The sequence below is a fragment of the Nocardia callitridis genome (assembly GCF_039543305.1).
Lineage (GTDB): Bacteria > Actinomycetota > Actinomycetes > Mycobacteriales > Mycobacteriaceae > Nocardia > Nocardia callitridis.
In genome coordinates this window covers 1,795,186-1,812,032 of record NZ_BAABJM010000002.1, presented here as the reverse complement: position 1 = coordinate 1,812,032, position 16,847 = coordinate 1,795,186, and the positions used below count along the sequence as shown (strand labels likewise).

The following is a 16,847-nucleotide window of genomic DNA, read 5'->3' as shown; positions in this document are numbered from 1 at the left end:
GTCGAAACGAATTCGGTATCCGCGTCGCCCGCGCCTACTCCGGCGACCGGACCGGCGGAGGCATTCCGCCGGATTTCGCTGTGGGCTCGGCTCATCGAGGTGTCGGTTCGCACGCCACCACCTTTCGGTCATGCAGGCGGCCGATCTCGTCGGCGGCCATCCCCAGCTCCTGTGCGAGCACCGCTTCGGTGTCGTCGCCGAGGCGCGGTGCGGGCACGGGGGAGGTGAGGTCGTCCGCCCAGCGCAGCGGGTACCCGGTGGCCAGCATCTCGCCGATTCCCGGTTGTTGGATCGGGCGTGCCACCGAACCCGCGTCGGCGCGGGCCAGCGCGGCGGCCTCGCTCATCGATCGGTAGGGGCTCCACAGCACTCGGGTGCCCGTCAGTTGGGTGGTCAGTTCGTCGAGGGTGCGTGCGGCGAACCATGGGCGCAGGATCGAGGCGATGGTCTCGCGCAGCTCGTAGCGCGCCGACTCCGCGCGCAGGTCGGTGCCGAACGCGGCTTCCAGCGCCGCGAAAACCTTTGCGGTGCCGGTGACTTCGTAGAGGGCGCGCCACTGTCCCTCGGTCAGCGCGACGACCATGACGCGCCTGCCGTCCGCGGTGGCGAAATCGGTGCCGAAGCTGCCGAACAGGTGATTGCCGTGCGGGGCGCGGTCACCGTGCTGCTCGGCTTCGGCCAGCCAGCCCATCGCGCCGACGGCGGACAGCGCCACATCGGACAGCGCGATGTCCAGGCGTGATCCCTCGCCGGTCTGCTCCCTGCGGTTCACCGCGGCCAGCACGCCGAGTGCGGCGGAGGAGCCCGCGAGCAGATCCCATGCGGGTAGTACGTGGTTGACCGGTTGGGCGGGGCCGTTCGGTCCGGTCAGGTTCGGGACGCCGACAGCGGCATTCACGGTGTAGTCGACTGCGGGCCCGCCGTCGGGGAAGCCGAGCACGTGCACCGAGATCGCGTCGGGGCGGCGCGCGGTGAGGTCTTCGTGGGTGATCCGGTGCCGCCCGACCATGTTGTCGACGAGGATGCCCGCGCCGCGCCCCGGCCGGGCGGCCAGTGCGAGCAGCAGTTCGCGGCCCTCCGGTGTGCGGTAATCCAGTGCGACCGAACGCTTTCCCTTGTTCAGGTTGGCCCAGTAGAGGCTGGCGCCGGTGTGCGCGAGCGGCCACCGCTGGTGGTCGTTGCCGCCGCCGGGCAGGTCGACGCGGATGACCTCGGCGCCCAGTTGGGCCAGGCTCATGCCGCACGAGGGCCCGGCGACGAAGGTGGCGCACTCGACCACCTGGAGGTGGGCAAGGGGCGTGGTGTTCATGAGAAGCGGGGCTCCCGTCGTTCGAGGAAGGCGGCGCGGCCTTCCCGTGCGTTCGGTCCGTGGTTCGCCAGTGCCATCGCGGCGCGTTCGTTGGCCAGGAACTGCGCGAGGTCCGAGCGGTCCTGCGCGAGTAGCGATTTGGTGAGTGCGTTCGATTGGTTCGGGCCCGCCGCTAGTGTTTCGGCGAGCGCGATCGCACGCGCGGTCGAGCTGCCCGGCGGCACGGTCTCGGTGACCAGTCCCGCCGTCCGCGCATCCGAGACGGTGAGCGGTTCGCCCAGGAAGAGGTGGGCCGCGGCCCGCTGTTGGCCGAGCCTGCGGGGGAGATGGTAGGCGGTACCGGCGTCGGCCGTCAGACCGCGAGATGCGAAGGGCGCCTTGAAGTATGCGTTCTCGCCGGCGACGACCAGGTCGCAGGCGAGCACGATGCCCCATGCGGCGCCGATCGCGTAGCGCTCGACGGCCGCGAGGATCACCTGGTCGGCGCGGACCATGGTCGTCACCAGGTCGTGGATCATGGTCAACCGCCGCGCGGGCGCGAGCACACCCCCCTCCGGGCCGGGCATGGACGCCACATCGCCGCCCGAGGAGAAGAATTCGTCGCCGCCGGTGAGGACCACCGCCGCGTCCTGCCGTGCGGCGGCGTCGGCGAGGCCGGATCGCAGCAGTTCCACGGTTCGCTGGTCGAGCGCGTTGCGGCGCTGCGGTCGGTCGATTCGAAGAACCGTCACTCCGGGGCTCGGCTGTTCCTGATGGACGGGTTCCTGAGCGCTCTCGGAGGTCATAATCTATAGAAAATATATTATGACTATGGGTCCTGTCGAGATCCGACGGGTCGCCCGAAGACAACAGGAGAAGAGGCATCAGATGAAGACGATCGTCACCGGAGTCGACGGCAGTCCCACCGCGGCGCGCGCGGCCGAGCGCGCCGCCGCGCTGGCCGAGGCGCTGGGCGCGCGACTGCACGTGATCTGCGCGTACGAACGTCTCGAGGTCGAGCGACTGCGCCAGGGCAGTGAGGAACTCGTCCGCTCGACGGAGGAGCAGGCGCGGCGCACGGCCGTCGAGGAGGTCCGAGCCTTGCAGGCGCGGCATCAGGCGCTGGTGCTGCGCTCGGACGCGGTCGAGGGAAAGCCGGGTGAGGTGCTGGTCCAGGTCGCCGAGCGACTCGACGCCGAGGTGATCGTCGTCGGCAACAAGCGGGTCCAGGGGTTCGCCCGCGTCCTGGGTAGCATCGCGCGCGACGTGGCGAGCCGGGCGCACTGCGACGTCTACGTTGCACACACCCACGAGCGCTGATCCGCACTGCCACACGAGGATTCCCGTGATCTCAGAGCTTGTATTCCGCGAGCAGCGCGCGGCCGATGATCATCTTCTGGATGTCGGCGGTGCCCTCGCCGATCAGCATGAAGGCGGCCTCGCGGTAGAGGCGTTCGATCTCGTACTCCTTGGAGTAGCCGTAGCCGCCGTGAATGCGGAAGGAGTCCCCGACGACCTCGTTGCAGTATTCGGCCGCAAGCATTTTCGCCATTCCGGCGCCGACGTCGTTGCGTTGGCCGGTGTCCTTGAGTCGGGCGGCCTTGACCGTCATCGCGTGTGCCGCCTCGACCTTGGTCGCCATCTCGGCGAGGCGGAACAGGATCGCCTGGTGGTCGGCGATCTGCTTGCCGAAGGTTTCGCGTTGCTGCGCGTAGGCGATCGCCAACTCGAACGCGCGCAGCGCGATACCGCAGGCGCGGGCGGCGACATTCACGCGGCCGACCTCGACGCCGTCCATCATCTGGTAGAAGCCCTTGCCCGGCGCCCCGCCGAGAATCTGGTCGGCCGAAACCCGGTGGCCGGTGAACACGGCCTCGGTGGTGTCGACGCCCTTGTAGCCCATTTTGTCGATCTTGCCGGGGATGGTCAGGCCGGGGGCGGTCTCGCCGTACCCGACTTCCTTCTCGATCAGGAAGGTGGTCAGGTTCTTGTAGACGCTCGCGGCGCCCTCGTCGCTCTTGGTCAACACCGCGATGAGGTTCGAGGTGCCACCGTTGGTCAGCCACATCTTCTGGCCGTCGATCGTGTACCCGCCGTCCTCGCCCTTGACGGCCCTGGTCTTGATCGCCGCCACATCCGAGCCGAGGCCGGGCTCCGACATCGAAAACGCCCCGCGCACTTCGCCGGTGGCCATTCGCGGCAGGTACTTCTGCTTCTGGGCGTCGGTCCCGTGTCGCATGAGCAGGTAGGCCACGATGAAGTGGGTGTTGATCACCCCGGAGACGCTCATCCAGCCGCGCGCGATCTCTTCCACGCACAGTGCGTAGGTCAGCAGCGATTCGCCCAGTCCGCCGTACTGTTCGGGAATCATCAGGCCGAACAGGCCGAGTTCCTTGAGTCCCTCGACGATCTCCTGCGGGTATTCGTCGTTGTGTTCGAGCTCGGTGGCCACCGGGAGGATCTTCTTCTCCACGAAGACGCGGACCGTCCTGATGATCTCGGTCTGGTCCTCGGTCAGTCCTTCGGTGCTGCATAACCGGCTCATGCGCGTTCTCCTCATCCTGCGACCGCGCGTGGCGCGCGGACTACGAGCGTGTGCTGCCGGCGGTCCGTGCCCGTCCGCCATCGGGCAGTATAAGTACGGTCATTTGTATCATAAGTACGTACAAATCATCGTTGCCCGGGCGCAGCTGTACCGGCTCGCTGAATGCGGCGGTGTCTGCCGATGCGGGAGGTGCGGGTCGGTGGGGGAGGTCAGCGTGCGTTGCGGCGCAACGTCACGCGATAGGTGTAATGCTCAGGCAGGAAGTAACTGACCGACAGGTCGACGGCCCGACCCGTGGCGTCCGAGTAGAGCCGGTCCACGCGAAGCATGGGATGGTCGCGCTCGCAGCCGAGCCCCTCGGCGATGTCGGCCTCCGCGCGTGCCACCGTAATCGATTGCGCGGCTTCGACGATCCGATCGGCCAGGCGCGGTTCGAGCAACCCGATCACGGTGTGCGACCCCGTACCACCCGCGCCGACCTCGGGAAGATCGATGAGGTGTTCGCCGATGTGCTCGGGCAGATGCACCGTCGTCAGGACGAACGGAACGCCGTCGTGAATACGGCGGAAGGCCACGGTGTAGACGATGTCGGTGTCGAGCCGCAGCCTGCTGGCCGCGCCGATGTCCACGCGGCGGTGCAGGGGAACCAGCACCTCCATCGTGGTGTCGGAGGACAGGTTCATCAGGTCCTCGATGGAACCGTGGTGGCGCAGGTAGCGGCCGTCGGATTCGGTGACGAAGGTGCCGCGGCCGGGCACGCGGTAGACCATCCCGTCGGCGACGAGGTCCTGGAAAGCGCGGCGCACCGTTTGTCGACTGACTCGATACCGTTGGGCGAGTTCGGTTTCGGTAGGCAGCTGGGCACCGCCGCGATAGTCGCCCCCGGTGATCGCGGCACGCAGTTCCCGCGACACCACCTGATGCGCCGGCTCCGCGCCCCGCTCTGCCTTCATGCGCTCCTACCTCTGTGTAGTCCGGGTCGCTCCGAGTCATCGCCCGCTCGGAGGACGTTCGCTCCTCGGCGCGTCGTCACTCGTGCGAGCCCGTCGGCTCCGGCGCTGTCAACGGTAGCGGCAAGACAGCAGCTCACCTCCTCGCGGGCGGGGTGCGATTGCTGGCGCGGTTGCGTGCTGGATGCGGTGGCCTCCCGTTCGATGTCGTGATTCGGACAGCGTCCAGATAGGCGCGGCACCCACCGAGGTGACGGCGGTGATCGAGTTCTCCATGGCCGCACCGAGCGGCTCGGCGGTGAATTTCGCCTCGGCGAGTCGAAAGCCGAACGCCATGTGCGGCGCGTCGGTCCCATCCATCCGCGGGGCGCGCACGCAGCGGGATCGTGAGACCACGCGACAGGCCCCGGCGGGGTCGAGAATTCTGCCCGCCGGGGCCTGTCTGTCGTGCTTGTTCGGTTGGTGGGCCGACGTCGCGATGTCGACGCTCGCCCGGAGACCTGTGGTCAGGCCGGTCGCAGCGGGCCGATGAAGGTGCCGGGGTGGGTGGCGCCGTCCTGGCGCTCGACGCTGCCCGCGCCATCGGGCCAGTCGATGACCAGTTGGGTGGTGGTGTCGGGCGGGGTCAGGACGATGGTGTTGGGGATCCAGCCGTCGGTGCCACCCGCCAGGTAGGTCAGGTCGGCGGTCGCGGCGGCACCCGGTTCGACCGTCACGGGTGCGAACCCGGTTTCCTGGCGGGGCAGGGTGTAGACGGTGCCGTTCGGGTCCTCCGGACCGGTCAGGTCGAGGCCGGGGTAGCCCTGCACCAGGCAGGCTTCGGTAGAGGTATTGGTGAGCACGATGTGCAGCGTGTGCTGGTTGCCTGGCGCTGCGTCCTGCTGGGTTTCGGCGCTCAAGCCTTCGGCTGTGCAGACCGTGGACGGTTGCGCCGAACCGATCGCCGGGGCCATGAACATCACCGGGACGGCCGCAGCTGCCACCGTCATCGCTCGTTTCATCATCACCGTCAAAGCTCCTTTCGCACAACATTAATCAGGACTTCTCTTCGACCGTATGTCATTACATCGCGCACGACGAATCGTTCGTACGAACGTCGACGGTGTCCACCCTTGCCGATTCGGCGTCGGTCCCGGAGCGCTTTGCTGGTCAAAGACCGGAACGCCGGGGTGATGCCGCACACCATCGATTCGGTCGCCACGGAGCAATTGCCCGGCTCCTCACCTGGCACGCGCGGCACGCTTCGGGTGCCGGTCGGGCTCAGTGCTTCGGGTGGTTTCCCAGCCGTATCGGTCACACCTACCCGCCGTGTGTTTGGTTTCGAACACGGAGGGGCAATCAGTGGTGGTCGGCAGTGCTGCTCGATCTCGCGTTCAGCGCAGACGGTCGCAACCGAACGCATGAGCAAGAACCCGAACGTAGCGCACTGAAAGGGCAGCTTTTTCACATGACCGACGTATCCATCGGTGATCTGACGGACTCGCTGGCGAGCCCCGCCGACGATCTGCTTCCGCAGCTGGTCGAGCATCTTCGGCAGAACCGCACCGACCTGCGCGAGGAGTGGGCGCGACGGATCACCGTTGCTCAACTGCTCACCGCCATGAATCCGCAGGAGATCTTCTCCGAGGCCACCTCGCTCTACGACAACTACGTCGAGGTGCTCGAGACCGGTAGCGCCGAGGCGTTGCAGGCCTACGCGCGCGACCTGTCCGAGCGGATCATTCCGCGCGGGGTCGAGACGGACGAGGTCATCGGCATCGTGTTGCTGCTGCGAGACGTGCTCGCGCGCAGCCTCTTCGAGAAGTACCAGTCCAACTTCGAGCTGCTCAACCATGTGCTCGACGCCTACGAGCCCGCCGCGAACCGGATCGCCAACACGGTGACCGTCTCGTTCGTGCAGGAACGTGAGCGCGTCATCCGTCAGCAGCAGGAGGCGATCCGTGAGCTGTCGACGCCGGTGCTCCAGGTGCGTGAGCAGCTGCTGATCCTGCCGATCATCGGTGTGCTCGACTCGCAGCGCGCCCGACAGGTCACCGAGCAGCTGCTCGGCGCTATTCGCGCCAATCGCGCCAAGGTCGTCGTCATCGATATCACCGGTGTGCCCGATATCGACTCGATCGTGGCGAACCACCTGGTCCAGACGGTCGAGGCGTCGGGTCTGATGGGCGCGAGCGTGATCATCACCGGCCTGTCCTCGGAGATCGCGCTCACGCTCGTGACGATCGGTCTCGACCTGTCGAAGATGAACGCGGTCGGCGACCTACAGGGTGGGATAGAAGAGGCGGAGCTGCTGATCGGGTACGAAGTGTCGCGGGTCGACCGCGACGGAAAGTAATTCGCGGCGGGTCATGCCGGTACCCATCCTGAAGCAGGGCACCTATCTCATCGCCTCGGTGCAGTCCACCCTGACCGATACCGACACCCAACGCCTGCAAGACGATCTGATGCTGTACGTCAGCAAATATCGCGCCCAGGGGATCATCGTCGATGTGATGGCCATCGAAACGATGGATTCCTTCGCGGGGAGATCGCTGCGCACCATCGCGCACATGACCAGGCTGCGCGGCGCGGAAACCGTCATCGTCGGCCTGCAACCCGAGGTCGCTTTCGCCATGGTCCAACTCGGCCTCACCTTCGAGGGCATGCATACGGCCCTCGACTTGGAGGAGGGCTTGGCCTGGTTGGATCGATCGTTGGCGGCTGGTTCGCGGTAGGACAACCGATTCCGCGACGACTCCCGAGGTTGCGAGATCACCTGCTGCGCAACGGTTGTGGCCTCGTTGTTCGATCAGGGCGCGGCACGATCGCCCGGATACACAGGTCGGCCCCTGAGCGTGATTGGTGCCCTGCGTATTTCGGGACGGCTTCCACGAACGAGGCGAGCAGTGGTCGACGGTCTTGTTCGTCCGTGCGGGTGCGAGGTGGCTTGGCAGGCCCCTACGAAGACCACCCGTGGGCACGGCCTTCCTCCGCGGCACCTGCGCTGACCGACCCCAACGAACCGCGATTGCCCACCGCACCGCTAAACGCGTCTTCGGTCTTGCGTAGCTCCGGACGCCCCAGAGAGGTGACCTGAAATCATTTGTCCGCGAGGAGTTCTTGACGGCGTTTCGTGACCAGTGTCTCGAGACGAGTGGTGGTTTTTTCATCGAACCCGATTTCGGAGATTCGGCTCGTCCAGGATTCGGCGGCGTCGGTGATGCGAGCGAGACTGCGGTCTAGCGCCCGCTTCGGGACACCGAGGCGGGAGGCAGCATCCGTCCACCACCGGTAAGAGAGTTTGGCGTTGCGCCCGTATAGCGTCAAGGCCATCGGATCGCGCCAGCTCAGGTAGGGCTGGGTGCTGAGGAGGTCGTAGGCGGGCGTGACTTCCCATGTCCCGGCGGGGTTCTGGCGGATCGATAAGTTCTTGCCGTGTAGATCGCCGTTTCCGATCAGATAGCTGAATGCGGCGACTTCGAGCATCTGCAAAGCCGCAAGGGCGAACGAGCCTCGCCCCTCGGTGACCGCCATCGCGAGACCTTTTATGGCCTCTTGCAAGGTTATCCGGTATTTGGCGGCTGGGTATCGACCAAGAATTTGGCAGGCGTCCTCCTGCGCGAACCGATGAAGTCGGCCGTCTTCGAGCACGCGGTCGAACCGACTGATGAACAAGGCTGTCCGACCATGCCCATCGGTAGCGATCTGATGGTCAGGGACGCGGATGCCGCACGCGTGAGCCATATCGAGAAAGAAATTCTCGTTCTCGACCAAACACGGGTACCCGGGTGGATTGAGTTTGAGGATCGCTGGTCCTTGCGCGGTAGAAACCGGCGTCGAGATCATTTGTGCGGACACCTTGATCTGGATTCCTGGCAGAGCCGTGCGGTCGAGGTCGTCCGGGTTCGACGAGGTGGCTTGGTTGAACAGGTCCGTGAAATTGGCTGCTGTCGTATCGGTTTGGTTGTACATCGGCGGCGGGTCGATGTGGGAGGCTCCCGAGGGGATGGCTTGAACGTCGCCGATCGTGTCCGCACCCACGGCGAGCAGAATGCTGAAGTGGTCGTCTTCGCTCGTCCTGGTAGCCGCGGTGATCGCGGTCAGGCGCAAGCCCTCGGGCAGAAGGCCTGCGAAGAACGCCGGGACCGATCCTGCGGTGGCGCGGAAACCCTCTGCCCGCTTGGGGAGGGTGAACGCGACGTTGGGCGTCGTTGGATCGGCGAGGTAGGGCTCGGAGTAGCTGAAGACGACGTCGTCGTGCTCGCGGCGTAGGTGTCCCGCGAGCCGGCCGGCCTTGTAGACGTCCGCTGCGTTGACCTCGCGCAACTCGGCGAGGTCGTTCGGCGTCGTCACCTGGGGCCAGCGTCCGTCGAGTGCAGTTCGGTGGCGCCGCTCCCGAGAGAGCGGGCATCAGCGTGCGGCACGCTGACAAGCGTTAAGCCGAGGGCGTTCAGGATGCGCAATGTGATGGCAAGGGTGGGTGACAAGTTTCCGGATTCGAGGGTGCGCACCGAGGAGATCCCGACGTCGGCGAGGTCGGCGAGATCGAGCTGAGTCAAACCGAGGCTGTGCCGTCGCCGCGCCACCGAGGTGCCGAAGGCCGATAGGGGGCCTGTCTGTTTACGAGACCGCCGACGCGGACTAGGTCGGGTCATGACACTCCTATCATTGCTATAGCAACGGTAAGGGTCTCATGTGGCGTCGCTTGTCGGCACAATCGACCTTAACGGTGTAATGGCAACGATAGCATCGCGAATGCCGAATCGCTGGAGCCGGAGAGGTTCAATCGTTCTCATCGCAATGATTAGGCGGGGAGTGCGGAGGCGGTCAGGCTTCTGGGGAACAGCTCGCGTGGTGGACGTCTGTGCGAATGCCCCGTCGCGGCGATGCGCATCGGCTGTCGGAAACTGCCCGCGTGCGAGGTCCCGGCGTTCACGGCGCAGGAGAGCCGTTGCGCCGCGCGAGGATCGAGGCGATGCCCGCTGCCGCCGCGCGAACCGAGACGGCATGGGCATCGGGGCGGAAGCGGGTGGGTGGGCCGGTCAGGGATATCGCCGCCAGTGGGGTCTCGTCGGTGTCCAGGATCGCGGCCGCCACGCACACGATGCCCATCGCTGATTCCTCGTACTCGTAGGCGACGCCTTGTTCGAGGACGTTGTCGAGTTGGTGGCGCAGCAGTCCCGGCCCGGTGATCGTGCGGGGAGTGCGCCGGGTCAGCGAGCCCGCGAGGACGCGGTCGATTGCCGTCGGCGTCGAGTGCGCGAGTAGGGCCTTGCCGATGGCGGTGCAGTACAACGGCATTCGACCACCGATACGCGACGGTGCGCGTGCTTGCCGGTGTCCGCCGATCTTGCTGATGTAGACGACCTCGTCGCCGTCGGGCACGCCGAGGTGCACGGTTTCGTCGGCTCGGCGGTAGAGATCCTGCAAGAAGGGGACCGCGACTTCGAGCAGTGTCCGTTCGGGGGCGGCGCGCATACCGAGCTCGAACAGTCCGCGTCCGAGGCGGTAGCCCCCCGCGGTGGCGGCGAGCATGCGCGCGGCGACCAGGTCTCGGCACATGCGGTGCACGGTGGCCTTGGGCAGGCCGGTGCGGCGCGCGAGCTCGGACAATCCGACCGCTCCGTCGTCGGGGTTGAACGCGTCGAGAATTCCCATCACTCGGCCGAGCACCGAGCGTGGGTCGAGCTCCGGTGTCTGCATGCTGGCGATCTCCTGAATTCGGTCCACTCAGTGGACCATTTTACTGTCCAAATCGGTGCGCGAGGAGTGAACTTGTCGACACCTGGCCAGAACAAGGAAGGGGCTCGAATGGCGAGCAGAGTCGGCACGGTCGATACGAGCGCGCGCGTCGATGATTCCGTCGTGACCGCAGCCGCGCAGCGTCTCACCGCCGCCGCGGCGACCCGGCAACCGTGCGCGCCGCTGCGCGAACTGATCGGCCCCGATGACGTCGAGACCGCGTATCGCATCCAAGAGCGCTTCAACGCCGCGCGGGTCGCCGACGGCGTCACCGTGGTCGGCCGCAAGATCGGCGCGACCTCGGAGGCGGTGCAGCAGCAGTTGGGCGTCGGCCAACCGGACTTCGGCGTGTTGTTCTCCGACATGGCCTTTCACGACGGTGACCAGATCCCCATCGATCGCCTCCTGCAACCGAAGGCGGAAGCGGAGGTCGCGTTCTTCCTCGCCGACGATCTCGCCGAGGGGCCGCTGGACATCGAACAATGCCGAGCGGCCGTCGGCACGGCGACGGCGGCACTGGAGATCGTCGACAGCCGAATCCGCAACTGGGACATCTCTTTTGCCGACACCGTCGCCGACAACGCCTCGAGCGGGGTGTACGTGCTCGGCACCCAGCGCCTGACGCTCGCCGAGTTCGAGCCCGTCGAGGTCGTGATGAGCATGAGCATCGACGGCGAGGTCGTTTCGACCGGTACCGGCGCGGCCTGCCTCGGTGACCCGCTCAACGCCCTGTCCTGGCTGGCGCGCAAGGCGCGCGAATTCGGTGACCCGCTGCGCAAAGGCCAGGTGATCCTGTCCGGTGCGCTCGGCCCGATGCGGCCCCTGCACCCTGGCGCGACGGTCAGCGCCACCATCGACGGCGTCGGCACGGTGTCGGCGTCCTTTTCCACCACGCCGGAGGTTCCCCATGAGTGAGCAGCGCACGAAGGTCGCGATCATCGGGTCGGGCAATATCGGCACCGACCTGATGATCAAGGTCATCCGGCACTCCCGATTCCTGGAAATGGGGGCCATGGTCGGCATCGATCCCGATTCCGACGGGTTGGCTCGCGCCGCCAGGTTGAACGTGCCCACCACCCACGAAGGTGTCGAAGGCTTGGTCGCCTTACCAGGCTTCGATGACATCGAGATCGTGTTCGACGCGACCTCGGCCAAGGCCCATCAGATCAATCACGAACGCTTGGCGCCCCTGGGTAAACGACTCATCGACCTGACGCCCGCGGCGATCGGCCCGTTCGTCGTTCCCGCGGTCAATATCGAGGACCACCTCGATGCGCCGAACGTGAACATGGTGACGTGCGGTGGGCAGGCGACGATCCCGATCGTGGCCGCGGTCGCCCGCGTGGTGCCCGTTGCCTACGCCGAGATCGTCGCCTCGATCGCCTCGAAGTCGGCGGGGCCAGGCACCCGCGCCAATATCGACGAGTTCACCGAAACCACCTCGCACGCCATCGAAGCCGTCGGCGGCGCCGAGCGCGGCAAGGCGGTGATCATCCTGAATCCGGCCGAGCCGCCGCTGATCATGCGCGACACCGTGTTCTGCCTGGTGAATGCTCCCGACGAGGACGCGCACGCGCGCATCCGAGCATCGGTGACGAAGATGGTCGGCGATGTGGCGGCCTACGTCCCCGGCTACCGGCTCAAGCAGGAGGTGCAGGTCGACCCCATCCCCACCGATCAGCCGGTGCACACCTTGCTGGCCGATGGCACCGAAACCGTACCGACACATCGGGTTTCGGTGTTCCTGGAAGTCGAAGGTGCCGCGCACTACCTGCCCGCCTATGCGGGCAACCTCGACATCATGACCTCGGCCGGACTCCAGGTCGCCGAGCGGATCGCGCAGAACACCCTCCAGAAGGAGACCCTCCGATGACCACAGCGACCTCGCCCAACCCGCCGACGGTCTTCGTTCAAGACGTGACCTTGCGCGACGGCATGCATGCCATCCGGCACCGGATCACGCCCCAGGACGTCGGCCGTGTCGTCGCCGCCCTGGAGGTCGCGGGTGTCGATGCCATCGAAGTGGCGCACGGTGACGGCTTGGCCGGTGGCTCGGTGAACTACGGACCCGGCTCGAACAGCGACTGGGAGTGGATCGAAGCCGCCGCCGCCAACCTGCGCAACGCGCGCCTGACCACCCTGCTGCTGCCCGGTGTCGGAACGGTCGAAGATTTGCAGCGCGCTTACGATTTGGGCGTGCGCTCGGTGCGCATCGCGACCCACTGCACCGAGGCAGATGTCTCCGCCCAGCACATCGCGACGGCCCGCGAGATCGGTTTGGACGTTTCCGGCTTCCTCATGATGAGCCACATGGCGCCGCCGCAGGAACTGGCCGCACAGGCGAAACTGATGGAAAGCTATGGCGCGCACTGCGTTTACGTCACCGATTCCGGCGGTCGGTTGACCATGGACGGCGTGCGCGACCGCATCCTCGCCTATCGCGATGTGCTCGACGAGGGCACCGAGATCGGCATCCACGCCCACGAGAACCTGTCGTTGTCGGTGGCCAATTCGGTGGTCGCGGTGGAAAACGGGGTCGTCCGCGTCGATGCCTCGCTCGCCGGACATGGTGCGGGAGCGGGCAATACGCCGATCGAAGCGTTCATCGCGGTCGCCGATATCCTCGGCTGGAAGCACGGCTGCGATGTCTTCGCCCTGCAAGACGCCGCCGACGACATCGTGCGCCCGCTCCAGGATCGGCCGGTGCGCGTGGACCGGGAAACCCTCACCCTCGGCTACGCCGGGGTGTATTCCAGCTTCCTTCGGCACGCCGAAGCCGCCAGCGAGCGCTACGGCATCGACGTGCGAACCCTACTGATGGAGGCGGGCCGTCGCCGTCTGGTCGGCGGGCAGGAAGACATGATCGTCGATATCGCATTGACGATGGTCGCCGAGCGCGAAGCAGCGCAGTAGGGCGAATCGCAGGTAGCAGCGGGGTCGCGTGGGCGGCCCCGCTTTTGCGTGAACCGACCCGAAGCGCGCCGCTAGCGTAGTTTCCAGGTGTGAGTGCGAGGTCGACTGTGCCGCAACGGCATGATCTCGCCTGATCGTGGCAGGGGTTCGTCGGCGCGTATCGAGCCGATCCGATACCAGCGGCGCGCGAAGGATATTCTTGGCTTCGTCTCGGGCTCGATATCTCGATCGGGAGTAGCGAAACATGCGGAAGACCGGATTATGTGCGTTGGCGATCGCTGTGCTGGCGTCGGTCGTGTCGGGGGCGCAGGCTTCGGCCGAGACGCTGGCGTGGGGCGCGTGTCCTGACGACATCGTCGCGCCGGGTCTGGAATGTTCGACTCTCCAGGTTCCGTTGGACTATCGAGACCCGGACGGTCGGCAGATCGACATCGCGGTCTCGCGTTTGTCGAGCACCGATCCGGCGCAGCGCCGCGGCGTTCTCCTGACCAATACCGGTGGTCCCGGCGGCGCGGGATTGAGTTTCCCGGCTGACTTGCGGGGCCTCGGGCTGCCGCAGCGCGTGCTCGACACCTACGACATCATCGGCTTCGACCCGCGCGGAGTCGGCCACAGTGCGCCCGTGACCTGCGATCTCCGTCCTGAGCAGGCGACGAGCAATATTCCGCCTTACGGCCGCGATCCGATCGACGTGCAGCGGCGTTCGGCGGCGGTGAGCGAGATCGCGCGTCAATGTGGTGGGTCGGCCTCCGCCTCGACCTTGCCGTTCATCAGCACGGCCAATACCGCACGCGATATGGACAGGATTCGGGAAGCGTTGGGGCAGGAGAAGATTTCCTACCACGGCATTTCCTACGGCACCTACCTCGGTGCGGTGTACACGACGCTGTTCCCGGACCAGAGTGATCGGATTTTCCTCGACAGTGCGCTGGGCCCCACCGGCTTCGATATCGAGACCTCGCGACTGCTCGGCCAGGGCTTCCAGGATCGGTTCCCGGATTTCGCGAATTTCGCCGCCGCGCATCCCGAATACGCCCTCGGCGACACACCCGAGAAGGTGACCGCCAAATACAACGAACTCATCGCCCAGTTCGATCTACTCCCCAGCCCCGACCCTGGCGGCTACGGCGCGCAGCTGCGTCAGGCCACCTTCAGCCTGCTCTACTACGACAAGAATCTGCCGAAGCTGGCCGAACTCTGGCACGCGGTCGCCACCGGAGACGACAGTGGCGCACCGCAACCCGACGCTCCCGCGCAGTCGTCCACCGATAACTATCTGGCCAGCCAACTGCACGTGATCTGCAATGATTCCGCGTGGCCGAGGTCTGATCTGGACTACCAGTCCAATGTCGCGATCGATCGCGTGCGTTTTCCCATGTTCGGCGCGGCTGGCGCCAACATCTGGCCGTGCGCACACTGGCCGTCGAATCAGGTCGAGCCGCAGGTGCGGATCGGTGATGGCGGCCCCTCGAATGTGCTGATCGCGCAGAACCTCCGCGATCCGGCGACGCCCCTGATCGGCGCGCAACATATGCGTCAGGCTCTTGGTGATCGCGCTCGAATGGTCACCGCCGATCAAGGTGGACACCTCGCGTACCTGTTCAAGGACAACGCGTGCCTGAACAACACGGTGACAGAATTCTTGGTCGACGGTCAGCGTCCGGACAACGACATCGCCTGTGCGGCAGAGCCTTCTGTTCCGGAATAGCGGGGCTCGCGCATTGGTCGGTTCGCGAAGTCGTTTCTGTCGCTGGAGTTCCCGCCATTCCCACGCCACGCTACCGGTGTGAGTCGGCGAGGAAGCGTGGCGTGGCGGCCCGAATCTTCTTGGGCACTGGTCGGTTCGAGAGACCGGTCGGCGGTAAGGACTGCCCGTCGATCGCCGGTTGTTCACCTCCCGGTCGCCGTGTGGTGTCTACAGTCCAGTGAGTGCGCGCCGTGCGCGGCAAGGGGTTGTGCGGCGTCGGCGAGGATAGTGTGTCGTAGCGCGGGTGCGTGGGCCTCTTACGCCGTTGGTGGGAGCGTGTTACTAAGCGGCGCTGGTGATTTCGTGTGCCGAGTCGCCGATGACCGCGCTGTCGGTCCCGGTGAGGGTGCGGATGAAGGCGAGCTGGTCCGCGCGGCCCCGTGCGGCGGCGCGCTCGAACTGTCCTGGGACAATGTGGTTCCAGACGGAGTTGGCGAGGTTGATCGGTGCGCGCAGCAGCGGATACCACGGCGGTGTGTACGCGGGCAGGTTCAGTTGCTTCATGGCCGGTGGGCCGAGTAACAGGGTGGCGATCGACAGGTGCTGGGAGCGGGCGAGGCGTCGGCGCAGGCCGGTGAGGTTGCGATAGTGCCAGCCGAGTGGTTCGTCGCGCATCGGCACCGCGAGCTGCGGTGAGGTCTCGTCCGGGTTCGTGATTGCCGTCATGGTGTGGTAGAGGATTCGGACACTGTCACGAAAGGTGTTGGGTAGGAAGCGTTCTTCCACGCCCATCACCCAGCCGACGTAGCGGGTGAGGTGTGCCGCGGCCTCGGCGTCGCGCGGGGAAACGAACTTCCCCATGCCCATCACGCCCACCATGGGTGCGATGAGGGCACCGACCAGGGTGGCCGCCATATCGGTCTGGTTGATCGGCAGGCCCCACTCGTCGCCGCGCCAATCCGGCATGGCGCTGACGTGGCGGCGCACCATCGAGTGGATCATCCGCACGTGCACCGTGGAGCGATAGCCCGAACCCAGCGGCCGCATACCTCCGGTGGCGGTGACGTCCATCGCCCACTGGGTGGTTTCGGCGAACCGCTTGGCCGGCCCCTTCTCCAGAGCGCCTGTGCGAAGGAGGGTTTTGTTGAATCCCGAGGCAAGGTAGCCGCCGAGGAACGACATGTCACGGGCGACATACAGGCCGTCGCGACCACCAACGCTGAAGACGAGTTCGGCGTGCCGCACGACGTCCCAGTCCACCCAATCCGGCACGGCCTCAATGTATTCGAAGAATTCGCGCAGCGGGGTGGGCGCGTTCGGTACGGCCGTGATGCCCTCGTGTAACGCCCGCTCGAACAGTGGGCGAGTGGTGGTCATCCCTTCGCCGTACATCCAGTCGACCAGATCGTCCATCGGCTGATCGCCGACGGTCAGTGCGGCACCGAGTTCCTCGAACTGTGTTGCGGTCGGTGCTCGAAGTCCGAGCAGCCGTGCGAACGGGCCCAGTCCCCGGCCGGGTACGGCACGCGGCGCGCTGGGATGCCTGCTCGGGATGGTCGAGTCCATCGTCGCTGTCTCCTTCGACATCGCTGACCTTGCTGCGCCGTCCACGAGACGCACTCACTTCTGGCAAGAGTCTCTACCAGAATTGATGTCTTGGCAAGACTACGACCCTTCGGCCTGCTGATCCGGCTCTGCGGCACACCCCCGTTCACAGATAGTTCCCAGCGTGGGCGCAGGGAG

Annotated in this window: 16 protein-coding genes; 7 read left to right on the top strand and 9 right to left on the bottom strand. The window is 66.1% G+C overall.

The genetic code is table 11. The features are described from left to right. Positions 1-91: 91 nt before the first annotated feature. Both ABEA50_RS17000 and ABEA50_RS16995 read right to left on the bottom strand, forming a co-directional pair. Complete coding sequence (locus ABEA50_RS17000) at positions 92-1,309, bottom strand: CoA transferase (RefSeq protein ID WP_345496371.1); 1,218 nt, start codon at positions 1,307-1,309, stop codon at positions 92-94. Beyond that, complete coding sequence (locus ABEA50_RS16995; protein ID WP_345496370.1) at positions 1,306-2,094, bottom strand: enoyl-CoA hydratase/isomerase family protein; 789 nt, start codon at positions 2,092-2,094, stop codon at positions 1,306-1,308. Before ABEA50_RS16995 ends, ABEA50_RS17000 begins: the two co-directional genes overlap by 4 nt. A gap of 82 nt (positions 2,095-2,176) precedes the next feature. Here ABEA50_RS16995 and ABEA50_RS16990 point away from each other — a divergent pair, with 82 nt between their 5' ends. Then, positions 2,177-2,608, top strand: coding sequence for a universal stress protein (locus ABEA50_RS16990; protein ID WP_345496369.1), 432 nt, complete (start codon positions 2,177-2,179; stop codon positions 2,606-2,608). 31 nt (positions 2,609-2,639) lie between these two features. Here ABEA50_RS16990 and ABEA50_RS16985 read toward each other — a convergent pair whose 3' ends face one another. The 3 genes from ABEA50_RS16985 to ABEA50_RS16975 form a co-directional block, all read right to left on the bottom strand. After that, positions 2,640-3,833, bottom strand: a complete 1,194-nt coding sequence (locus ABEA50_RS16985; RefSeq protein WP_345496368.1) for an acyl-CoA dehydrogenase family protein — start codon at positions 3,831-3,833, stop codon at positions 2,640-2,642. A 209-nt stretch (positions 3,834-4,042) separates the two neighbouring features. Next, the gene (locus ABEA50_RS16980; RefSeq protein WP_345496367.1) at positions 4,043-4,786 is read right to left on the bottom strand and encodes a GntR family transcriptional regulator; all 744 of its coding nucleotides are present in this window, start codon (positions 4,784-4,786) and stop codon (positions 4,043-4,045) included. A 503-nt stretch (positions 4,787-5,289) separates the two neighbouring features. Further along, positions 5,290-5,787, bottom strand: coding sequence for a DUF4232 domain-containing protein (locus tag ABEA50_RS16975; RefSeq protein WP_345496613.1), 498 nt, complete (start codon positions 5,785-5,787; stop codon positions 5,290-5,292). A 443-nt stretch (positions 5,788-6,230) separates the two neighbouring features. On the opposite strand from ABEA50_RS16975, the gene ABEA50_RS16970 reads away from it, so the two are divergent. Both ABEA50_RS16970 and ABEA50_RS16965 read left to right on the top strand, forming a co-directional pair. Further along, positions 6,231-7,118 carry an STAS domain-containing protein gene (locus ABEA50_RS16970; RefSeq protein WP_345496366.1) on the top strand — a complete coding sequence of 296 codons (888 nt, stop codon included), beginning with the start codon at positions 6,231-6,233 and terminating at the stop codon, positions 7,116-7,118. A gap of 13 nt (positions 7,119-7,131) precedes the next feature. Continuing rightward, positions 7,132-7,497: an STAS domain-containing protein gene (locus tag ABEA50_RS16965; RefSeq protein ID WP_345496365.1), complete on the top strand. Its 366-nt coding sequence runs from the start codon at positions 7,132-7,134 to the stop codon at positions 7,495-7,497. 364 nt (positions 7,498-7,861) lie between these two features. On the opposite strand, the gene ABEA50_RS16960 is transcribed toward ABEA50_RS16965, so the two are convergent. From ABEA50_RS16960 to ABEA50_RS16950, 3 genes are all read right to left on the bottom strand, one after another. After that, positions 7,862-9,115, bottom strand: a complete 1,254-nt coding sequence (locus tag ABEA50_RS16960) for a type II toxin-antitoxin system HipA family toxin (protein ID WP_345496364.1) — start codon at positions 9,113-9,115, stop codon at positions 7,862-7,864. Beyond that, the gene (locus tag ABEA50_RS16955; RefSeq protein ID WP_345496363.1) at positions 9,112-9,417 is read right to left on the bottom strand and encodes a helix-turn-helix domain-containing protein; all 306 of its coding nucleotides are present in this window, start codon (positions 9,415-9,417) and stop codon (positions 9,112-9,114) included. Before ABEA50_RS16955 ends, ABEA50_RS16960 begins: the two co-directional genes overlap by 4 nt. A 277-nt stretch (positions 9,418-9,694) precedes the next feature. Next, positions 9,695-10,465: an IclR family transcriptional regulator gene (locus ABEA50_RS16950; protein ID WP_345496362.1), complete on the bottom strand. Its 771-nt coding sequence runs from the start codon at positions 10,463-10,465 to the stop codon at positions 9,695-9,697. A gap of 108 nt (positions 10,466-10,573) precedes the next feature. Here ABEA50_RS16950 and ABEA50_RS16945 point away from each other — a divergent pair, with 108 nt between their 5' ends. The 4 genes from ABEA50_RS16945 (at position 10,574) to ABEA50_RS16930 (ending at position 15,125) form a co-directional block, all read left to right on the top strand. Next, complete coding sequence (locus tag ABEA50_RS16945) at positions 10,574-11,419, top strand: 2-keto-4-pentenoate hydratase (RefSeq protein ID WP_345496361.1); 846 nt, start codon at positions 10,574-10,576, stop codon at positions 11,417-11,419. Then, complete coding sequence (locus ABEA50_RS16940) at positions 11,412-12,377, top strand: acetaldehyde dehydrogenase (acetylating) (RefSeq protein WP_345496360.1); 966 nt, start codon at positions 11,412-11,414, stop codon at positions 12,375-12,377. The genes ABEA50_RS16945 and ABEA50_RS16940 overlap by 8 nt, the downstream gene beginning before the upstream one ends. Further along, on the top strand, positions 12,374-13,417 hold the full coding sequence (dmpG, locus tag ABEA50_RS16935) for a 4-hydroxy-2-oxovalerate aldolase (RefSeq protein ID WP_345496359.1): 1,044 nt from the start codon (positions 12,374-12,376) through the stop codon (positions 13,415-13,417). Before ABEA50_RS16940 ends, dmpG begins: the two co-directional genes overlap by 4 nt. 244 nt (positions 13,418-13,661) lie before the next feature. Continuing rightward, positions 13,662-15,125 (top strand): alpha/beta hydrolase, encoded by a 1,464-nt coding sequence (locus tag ABEA50_RS16930; protein ID WP_345496357.1) that lies wholly within the window; start codon positions 13,662-13,664, stop codon positions 15,123-15,125. Between the two features lie 321 nt (positions 15,126-15,446). On the opposite strand, the gene ABEA50_RS16925 is transcribed toward ABEA50_RS16930, so the two are convergent. Beyond that, the gene (locus tag ABEA50_RS16925) at positions 15,447-16,670 is read right to left on the bottom strand and encodes an oxygenase MpaB family protein (protein WP_345496356.1); all 1,224 of its coding nucleotides are present in this window, start codon (positions 16,668-16,670) and stop codon (positions 15,447-15,449) included. Positions 16,671-16,847: the final 177 nt, after the last annotated feature.

Coding starts and splice junctions, on each gene's coding strand:
- ABEA50_RS16950 (WP_345496362.1), bottom strand. CDS start 10,465: ATGCAGACACCGGAGCTCGACCCACGCTCGGTGCTCGGCCGAGTGATG.
- ABEA50_RS16965 (WP_345496365.1), top strand. CDS start 7,132: ATGCCGGTACCCATCCTGAAGCAGGGCACCTATCTCATCGCCTCGGTG.
- ABEA50_RS16940 (WP_345496360.1), top strand. CDS start 11,412: ATGAGTGAGCAGCGCACGAAGGTCGCGATCATCGGGTCGGGCAATATC.
- ABEA50_RS16985 (WP_345496368.1), bottom strand. CDS start 3,833: ATGAGCCGGTTATGCAGCACCGAAGGACTGACCGAGGACCAGACCGAG.
- ABEA50_RS16995 (WP_345496370.1), bottom strand. CDS start 2,094: ATGACCTCCGAGAGCGCTCAGGAACCCGTCCATCAGGAACAGCCGAGC.
- ABEA50_RS16955 (WP_345496363.1), bottom strand. CDS start 9,417: ATGACCCGACCTAGTCCGCGTCGGCGGTCTCGTAAACAGACAGGCCCC.
- ABEA50_RS16975 (WP_345496613.1), bottom strand. CDS start 5,787: ATGATGAAACGAGCGATGACGGTGGCAGCTGCGGCCGTCCCGGTGATG.
- ABEA50_RS16930 (WP_345496357.1), top strand. CDS start 13,662: ATGCGGAAGACCGGATTATGTGCGTTGGCGATCGCTGTGCTGGCGTCG.
- dmpG (WP_345496359.1), top strand. CDS start 12,374: ATGACCACAGCGACCTCGCCCAACCCGCCGACGGTCTTCGTTCAAGAC.
- ABEA50_RS16980 (WP_345496367.1), bottom strand. CDS start 4,786: ATGAAGGCAGAGCGGGGCGCGGAGCCGGCGCATCAGGTGGTGTCGCGG.
- ABEA50_RS16970 (WP_345496366.1), top strand. CDS start 6,231: ATGACCGACGTATCCATCGGTGATCTGACGGACTCGCTGGCGAGCCCC.
- ABEA50_RS16945 (WP_345496361.1), top strand. CDS start 10,574: ATGGCGAGCAGAGTCGGCACGGTCGATACGAGCGCGCGCGTCGATGAT.
- ABEA50_RS16990 (WP_345496369.1), top strand. CDS start 2,177: ATGAAGACGATCGTCACCGGAGTCGACGGCAGTCCCACCGCGGCGCGC.
- ABEA50_RS17000 (WP_345496371.1), bottom strand. CDS start 1,309: ATGAACACCACGCCCCTTGCCCACCTCCAGGTGGTCGAGTGCGCCACC.
- ABEA50_RS16925 (WP_345496356.1), bottom strand. CDS start 16,670: ATGGACTCGACCATCCCGAGCAGGCATCCCAGCGCGCCGCGTGCCGTA.